Origin of the sequence: Actinospica acidithermotolerans, assembly GCF_018139625.1 — a bacterium.
Lineage (GTDB): Bacteria > Actinomycetota > Actinomycetes > Streptomycetales > Catenulisporaceae > Actinospica > Actinospica acidithermotolerans.
The window spans coordinates 65,078-71,471 of the sequence record NZ_JAGSOH010000024.1 but is presented as its reverse complement, the minus strand read 5'-3'; the positions used below and the strand labels follow the sequence as shown (position 1 = coordinate 71,471).

At 71.9% G+C, this 6,394-nt stretch carries 6 protein-coding genes; 2 read left to right on the top strand and 4 right to left on the bottom strand.

Annotation, left to right across the window (positions count from 1 at the left end; translation table 11 throughout):
• Positions 1 to 17 precede the first annotated feature (17 nt).
• The 4 genes from KDK95_RS11420 to KDK95_RS11405 are packed head-to-tail and all read right to left on the bottom strand — an operon-like array spanning position 18 to position 4,530.
• Positions 18 to 950: an SDR family oxidoreductase gene (locus KDK95_RS11420; protein WP_212518060.1), complete on the bottom strand. Its 933-nt coding sequence runs from the start codon at positions 948 to 950 to the stop codon at positions 18 to 20.
• On the bottom strand, positions 943 to 1,899 hold the full coding sequence (locus tag KDK95_RS11415; protein ID WP_212518059.1) for an alpha/beta fold hydrolase: 957 nt from the start codon (positions 1,897 to 1,899) through the stop codon (positions 943 to 945). Before KDK95_RS11415 ends, KDK95_RS11420 begins: the two co-directional genes overlap by 8 nt.
• Complete coding sequence (locus KDK95_RS11410; protein WP_212518058.1) at positions 1,896 to 3,752, bottom strand: DUF4873 domain-containing protein; 1,857 nt, start codon at positions 3,750 to 3,752, stop codon at positions 1,896 to 1,898. The genes KDK95_RS11415 and KDK95_RS11410 overlap by 4 nt, the downstream gene beginning before the upstream one ends.
• Before the next feature lie 16 nt (positions 3,753 to 3,768).
• On the bottom strand, positions 3,769 to 4,530 hold the full coding sequence (locus KDK95_RS11405; RefSeq protein WP_212518057.1) for a TetR/AcrR family transcriptional regulator: 762 nt from the start codon (positions 4,528 to 4,530) through the stop codon (positions 3,769 to 3,771).
• A 59-nt stretch (positions 4,531 to 4,589) separates the two neighbouring features.
• Between KDK95_RS11405 and KDK95_RS11400 the strand changes: the two genes are divergently transcribed.
• Both KDK95_RS11400 and KDK95_RS11395 read left to right on the top strand, forming a co-directional pair.
• Positions 4,590 to 5,507, top strand: coding sequence for an AurF N-oxygenase family protein (locus KDK95_RS11400; RefSeq protein ID WP_212518056.1), 918 nt, complete (start codon positions 4,590 to 4,592; stop codon positions 5,505 to 5,507).
• Between the two features lie 21 nt (positions 5,508 to 5,528).
• Complete coding sequence (locus KDK95_RS11395; protein ID WP_212518055.1) at positions 5,529 to 6,218, top strand: hypothetical protein; 690 nt, start codon at positions 5,529 to 5,531, stop codon at positions 6,216 to 6,218.
• Positions 6,219 to 6,394 lie beyond the last annotated feature (176 nt).

Below are 6,394 nucleotides of genomic sequence, written 5' to 3'. Positions count from 1 at the left end.
CAGCCCCACCCCGCCCATCACTCCTCCGCCGCGCTGCCCGCCTTGTCGCGCAGCGCGGCGAGGCCGCCAGGGCCTACCGGGCGGCGGCGCTGGTCGGCTCCGGCGGCTAAGCGCGGGGAGAGCCGCTTGACCTCCTTGGCGCCGCGGAAGGCGATGGCCGCGGGCAGGACGCCGCGGGGCAGCCACTGCATGCCGCGGACCCAGGCCTGGCCGTAGACGTGCGCCGACCTGCGCACGATTCCCTGCGTCAGGCGCTCGACGGCGGCTTCCAGTTCGCCGGTCTTGTTCGCCGGCCACGGCAGCCGGGAGCGCATCTCGGCGAGCACGGTGTCCTTGTCCGCGCCGCGGACCATGTCGGTGTCGGTCCACGAGAGGTAGGCGACGCCGATGTCCACGCCGTCGGGGCGCACTTCGCTGCGCAGGCTGTGCGCGAACGCCTCCACGCCCGACTTGCTGGTGCAGTAGGCGGCCATCAGCGGGGTCGGCGTGAGCGCGGCGAGTGATGCCACCTGAAGGAGGTAGCCGCGGGAGCGGGTGAGCGCGGGGAGCATCGCGCGGGCGGTGGCGATGGAGCCGAGCAGGTTGACCTCGATGACGCGGTCGAAGGTCGCGGGGTCGCTGTCGGCGAAGGGTCCGCCGATGGCGATGCCGGCGTTGGCCACGACGATGTCGATGGCGCCGAAGTGGTCGCTGACCTCGGTCGCGACCTCGGCCATCCGGGCCTTGTCGGTGACGTCGGCCTCCCAGACCGCGGCACCGGCGTTGGCCGCGGCGTGCTCGCGGCAGATCTTCGCGGCCTGTTCGAGCTCGTACGGTTCCAGGCCGACGAGGGCGACGTTGGCGCCTCGGCGGACGAGGCTTAGGGCCAGCGAGGCGCCGATGCCGCGGGCGGCGCCGGTCACGACGGCGGTCTTGCCCGCGAGTGGCGCGCGGGCGGCGGGGTTACTCATGGTCGGGTCCCTTCGCGGCTTCGGCGACTTCGCCGGCGGTCACCATGGCGTGCACGCGCTGTCTGATCACCGAGCTGACGACGTCGGGGGCTTCCATCGGTGTCATGTGGCCGAGGCCGGTGAGCGTCGTCATGCCCGCAAACCTCGGCAGCGCGTCGGCGATGGCCTGGGCGTGCGCGGCGGCGGGGGTCAGCCGGTCGCTGGTGCCGAAGACCACCGACGTCGGCACGTCCAGCTTGCCGATGTGCGTGGTCACGTCGAGTTCGCTGAGCACCCGGCCCCATCCGGCGCGCGGCTTAGGCTTGCAGGCCGCGATGATCCGCGCATTCGCCTTCTGCAACTGCCGGCTCGACTTCGGGCCGAGCGCCGTGTGCTTCATCGCGCTGCGGGAGATCGGCGTGATCGGGCCGATCGGCAGCGTGCTGGTGAGCAGGAAGCGGTGCGCGGCGCGGTTGGCCTTCGGCAGGCGCTTGAGGCCGGGGACGACGCTGGACGAGCCGGGCAGGTTCGCGAAGCCGGTCGAGCAGAGGACCACTCCCCCAGCGCGGCCGAGGATCGCGGCGTCGTCGGCGGCGGCCATGATCGTCATGCCGCCCATGCTGTGGCCAGCCAGGACGGCCTGCTCGCCGTCGCCGAGGGTGGCGTCGAGCACGGCCCGCAGGTCCTCGACGAGGATCGGGACGCTGTACGCGCCGGTGCCGGGGATCTCGCTCTCGCCGTGGCCGCGCTGGTCGTAGGCGACGACGCGTAGGGCCGGCGTGCCCGAGCGCAAGGCCTCGATGACCGGGGCCCAGAAGGATATCCGGCAGGTCCAACCGTGGATCAGCACGACGGTCGGCGCGCCGGCCGGGCCGTGCACCTCGACGTTGATCTGGGTGCCGTCCGCGGAGGGGACCCGCAGCCGGGTCTCCGGCACCGGCGGGTTCGCAAAGGGATCGCTGCTGGTCACGCTTGCTCCGCTCCGTTCGTGGCCATGGCCATGGTGGGTGTGGTTGCGGGGGTGGCGGGCGCCGGGAGCCGGACGTACTCACGCACGTCGACGCGGCGGGTCTTGCGGCGGAACCGGATCGTCGAGCCCGGCCACAGCGTCGGGTTGCGGCCGGCCTCATCGAGGTACCAGCTCTTGCAGCCGCCGGTGTTCCAGACCGTCGGGCCCATCCGGCGCTCGACGTCCTCGCACCACGCCTGCTGGGCACGCTCGTCGGTGTCGAGGGCCGCCGCGCCGGACTTCTCCAGGGTCTTGATGAAGTCGACGATGTACGCGAGCTGCGACTCGATGATGTGCACCATCGAGTTGTGGCCGAGCCCGGTGTTCGGTCCGATCACGAAGCAGAGGTTGGGGAATCCGGCCACGGTCGTGCCGCGCAGGGCCCGCATGTCGCCGCCCCAGACCTCCTCCAGCGTGCGTCCGCCGACGCCCCGGACCTGCTTGGCGATCGGCATGTCGACCGTGTGGAACCCGGTGGCGAACACGATGGCGTCCACCTCGTGCCGCGTCCCGTCCGACGCGATGGCGGTGCTGCCCTCGATGCTCGCCAGACCGGAGGCGACGACCTCGGAGTTGGGCTGCGCGAGCGCCGGATAGTAGTCGTTCGAGAGCAGGACGCGCTTGCAGCCCATGACGTAGTCCGGCGTGAGCTTGGCGCGCAGCGCGCGGTCTTTGACCGCCTTGTTCAGGTGCGCGCGGGCCAGGCGCGACGCGGCCTTCATCAGCGCGGGATGCTTGACGAAGCCCCCGACGGTGGCCTCACGGCTGGCGTAGATGCCGAGGCGGGCGATCCGCTGCGTCGGCGGCACGTGCGCGTACAGCCATTTCTCGGCGGCGGTGATCTTCCGGTCGCGGCGCGGCATGACCCAGGCGGGCGTGCGCTGGAACAGGACGAGCTTCGCAGCCTTCTTCTGCAACTGCGGCACGATCTGGATCGCGGAGGCGCCGGTCCCGACGACGGCGATGCGCTGGCCGGCCAGGTCGGTCCCGTGGTCCCACCGCGCCGAGTGGAAGATCGCGCCGGGGAAGGTGTCGAGGCCGGGGATGTCAGGCATCGAGGGGTCGGAGAGCGGGCCGGCCGCCGAGATCACCACGTCGGCGAGCAGCTCGCCGCGCGTCGTGCTGACCAGCCACTCCGCCTGGTCGGCCCGCCAGAGCGCGCCGGTGACAGCGGTGTCGAAGTGCAGCCGGGAGCGCAGGCCGGGCCGGTCGGCGACATCCTCCAGGTAGGCGCGGATCTCCGGCTGGCCGGAGAAGCTGCGCGACCAGCGCGGGTTCGGCGCGAAGGAGAAGGAGTACAGGTGGGACGGCACGTCGCAGGCGCAGCCGGGGTACGTGTTGTCGCGCCAGGTGCCGCCGACGGACCCGGCCCGCTCCAGGATCACGAAGTCGCGCACGCCCGCCTCCAGCAGCTTGATCCCGGCGCCGAGGCCGCCGAAGCCGGAGCCGATCACGGCCACCCGCACGTGCCCGGGCAGCTCGGGCTCGCCGCTCGACGCGGGCGGCTCGCCCGCGGTGAACCAGGACGCGAAGGGCGGCGTGGAGTAGCCCTCGACGCGGTAGCGGCCCCAGGGATCGGGATCGCCGACGTCGGCCGCGGCCGAGCCCTGCGGCGTGGTCAGCGTGCCGCGCTGCCGCCCGGACGCGAGCACCTCGTCCAGCGCCGGGTCGGCGGCGATCCGCCCGTACCAGTGGTACCGGCCGTCGATGGGCTGGAAGTAGCCGCGCAGCTCGACGCGCACGTCGAAGCCCCGCTCACCCACCTCGAGCCGCGCAGTGCCCTGGTAACCGTCTTCATCGTCGAAGTCCGCCACGAGGCCTGTCCCTTCCTTAGGAGTCCCCTGACACCAGCTTCAAGGAGGGCGCGGAGCGCGGTCCCTCCGGCGCTTCGCCCTCCGGACGTCCGGCGAAGCGCGACCTGCCGAGTTCGAGCTCTTGGTCGAGGACGCCGGCCGGGAGCACGCCCGCCAGCGCCGCGTAGATCAACTGGGTGGTGTACTCGATCGCGTGCACGCGGCTCATCGAGCGGCGCTGCAGCCACCACTCGACGGTGGCCTGGACGAGCCCGGTGATGCCGTACGCCCAGGGTTCGGCAGCGCCGGAGTCGAGCCCGTAGGCGCGCAGGTAGTCGCCGAACAGCGCGGTCAGCGCGGAGGCGATCACCTCCTTGTTGCGCTGGTACGGGTCGTTCTCGGCGGGGATCTCGCCCGCGGTGTGCCGCACGATCAGCCAGTACAGGTTCGGCAGCTCGTCGATCACCTCGAAGTACGCGGTGATCGTGCCGCGGATCCGGGCGAGCGCGGGCAGGTCGGCGCCGATGGCCGGCAGCAGCCGCTCGAGCAGCACGCTCGAGCCGAACTCGCCCAGCGCCGTGACCAGCGCGGTCTTGTCCTCGAAGTACCGGTAGAGCACCGGTTTGGTGACCCCGGCCTCGGCCGCCACCGCCTCCATCGTCACGTCCGGGCCCTGCGCGGCCAGCACCCGCAGCGCGGCCGCGACGAACTCCTCGCGGCGCTGCTCCCGGTGCGCGCTCCAGCGGTCCCGGCGCGCGTCGCCGCCGTCCGCCTTCGGGCCCTTGACAGATGCGTTCACGGTGAGCACGCTACCAGAAGTAACTGTTACTTCAAGTCATAGCTTCACGGGAGGCGTCGATGACGACGAAGACGGCGGGCGAGGCGGGCACCCCGGCGCCCGACCTGGAGCGCAAGGCGGAGCGCCTGCTGCGCTCCACGGCGGCGCGCGCCTACGACCCCGACCTGGACATCGACTGGAGCGCCCCGCTGGTCGAGGACGCCCCGTTCATCAAGCCTGAGCGCAGTTCGCTCTACGGCACCGAGATCTGGGACCGGCTGACCGAGCAGGAGCGGCTGACCCTGCTGCGGCACGAGGGGGCCAGCGTGATGAGCGTGGGCCTCTGGTTCGAGGAGATCCTCATCCGGATGCTGGCGAAGATCGCCTACGAGGGCGATCCGACCAGCCAGCGGGTCCAGTACGCGTTCGCCGAGATCGCCGAGGAGTGCCGGCACTCGACGATGTTCGCCCGGACCATCCAGAAGATGGGCGTCCCGGCGTACGGCGTGAACCGGCACGTGCACCGGCTCGGCCGGGTGCTGCCCTTCCTCGCCCGCGGCGAGGTGATCTGGGCCGCGACGCTGCTCGGCGAGGAGATCCCGGACCGGCTTCAGCGCGAGATGGTCGAGGACCCGCGGCTGCAGCCGCTGATGCGGATGGTCAACCGGATCCACATCATGGAGGAGGCCCGGCACATCGGCTTCGCGCGCGAGGAGCTGGCCAGGGAGGCCGCGAACGCGCCGGGCTGGGTACGGCCGATCCGCCGGCTGCTGATCGCGCACATCGCGTTCATCGTCAGCAGGAGCCTGATCAATCCGGAGGTCTACCGCTCCATCGGGCTCGACCCGAAGCAGACCAGGAAGATCGCGCTGCGCAACCCGCACCACCAGGCCACGCTGCGCTGGGCCGCGGAGAAGGTCGTGGCCGCGCTCGACGAGCACCGGCTGATCGGCCGGCCCGGACACGCCTGGTGGAAGGCGTCGTTCCTGATCAAGTGACGCTTCGAGTACTGTGCGCGCATGACGCTGTCCGACTACCTGAGCCTCGGCCTCTCGATCGTCGCGCTCGTATTCTCGATCGCCACGTTCGCCTACAACGCCTACGAGCAGTATCTGAAGGCCGCGAAGCTCCAGCTGGTGCTGGGCAGCGAGCTGAAGTTCGGCTTCCTCGACGGCAGGTCGACGCTCGGCTTCTGGGTGCCGGTGGCGCTGGCGAACCAGGGCGCGGTGGACGCCGTCGTGCTGCGGATCGAGGGCGAGCTGACCCGCTCGGGCGGCGCGCCCACCCCGGTCCAGTGGTACACAGTCGGCGACTACGACGGCGCGAACGACCAGTTCGTGCCGAAGGGCTGGACCGACACCCTCATCGTGCCGAGCAGGAAGGCGACGACGACGTGGATCGGCCTGCACACCACGGTCGACGTCGCGCGGCCGGTCGCAAGCGGCGTCTACGCGCTCAACCTGCGCGTGTTCGCGCCGGTCAACGCCAGGCGCCGGGCCCAGCGCGTGGGCAGGGACGGCAAGGCGCTGCCGGCGACGAGCTGGTCCGGCCAGCTGACGCTGGACGCGCAGGCGACGCCGGAGGTGCCCAAGCGCGCCGCGGACGAGGCCGGGCTGAACCTGAGCGGCGCGCAGTCGGTGCACCTCACGGGGGCCACCCCACGGAGCGTCACCGCACTGGTCCCGGGGCTCAAGAGCATCGTCGGCTAGACACGGTTAGGGCGGGCACGGCCTGTGGGCCGGCCGACATACCCGCTGGTCCCGAGGCTCAAAAGCATCGTCGGCTAGACACGGCCAGGCCGGGCACGGCCCGCGGGCCGGGCGACGTCGCCGGGGAGAGAGTGCCGGGGGCGACGGTGACTGGGCGTGCAGGCCAGCGTCGGACG

Coding starts and splice junctions, on each gene's coding strand:
- KDK95_RS11420 (WP_212518060.1), bottom strand. CDS start 950: ATGAGTAACCCCGCCGCCCGCGCGCCACTCGCGGGCAAGACCGCCGTC.
- KDK95_RS11395 (WP_212518055.1), top strand. CDS start 5,529: ATGACGCTGTCCGACTACCTGAGCCTCGGCCTCTCGATCGTCGCGCTC.
- KDK95_RS11400 (WP_212518056.1), top strand. CDS start 4,590: ATGACGACGAAGACGGCGGGCGAGGCGGGCACCCCGGCGCCCGACCTG.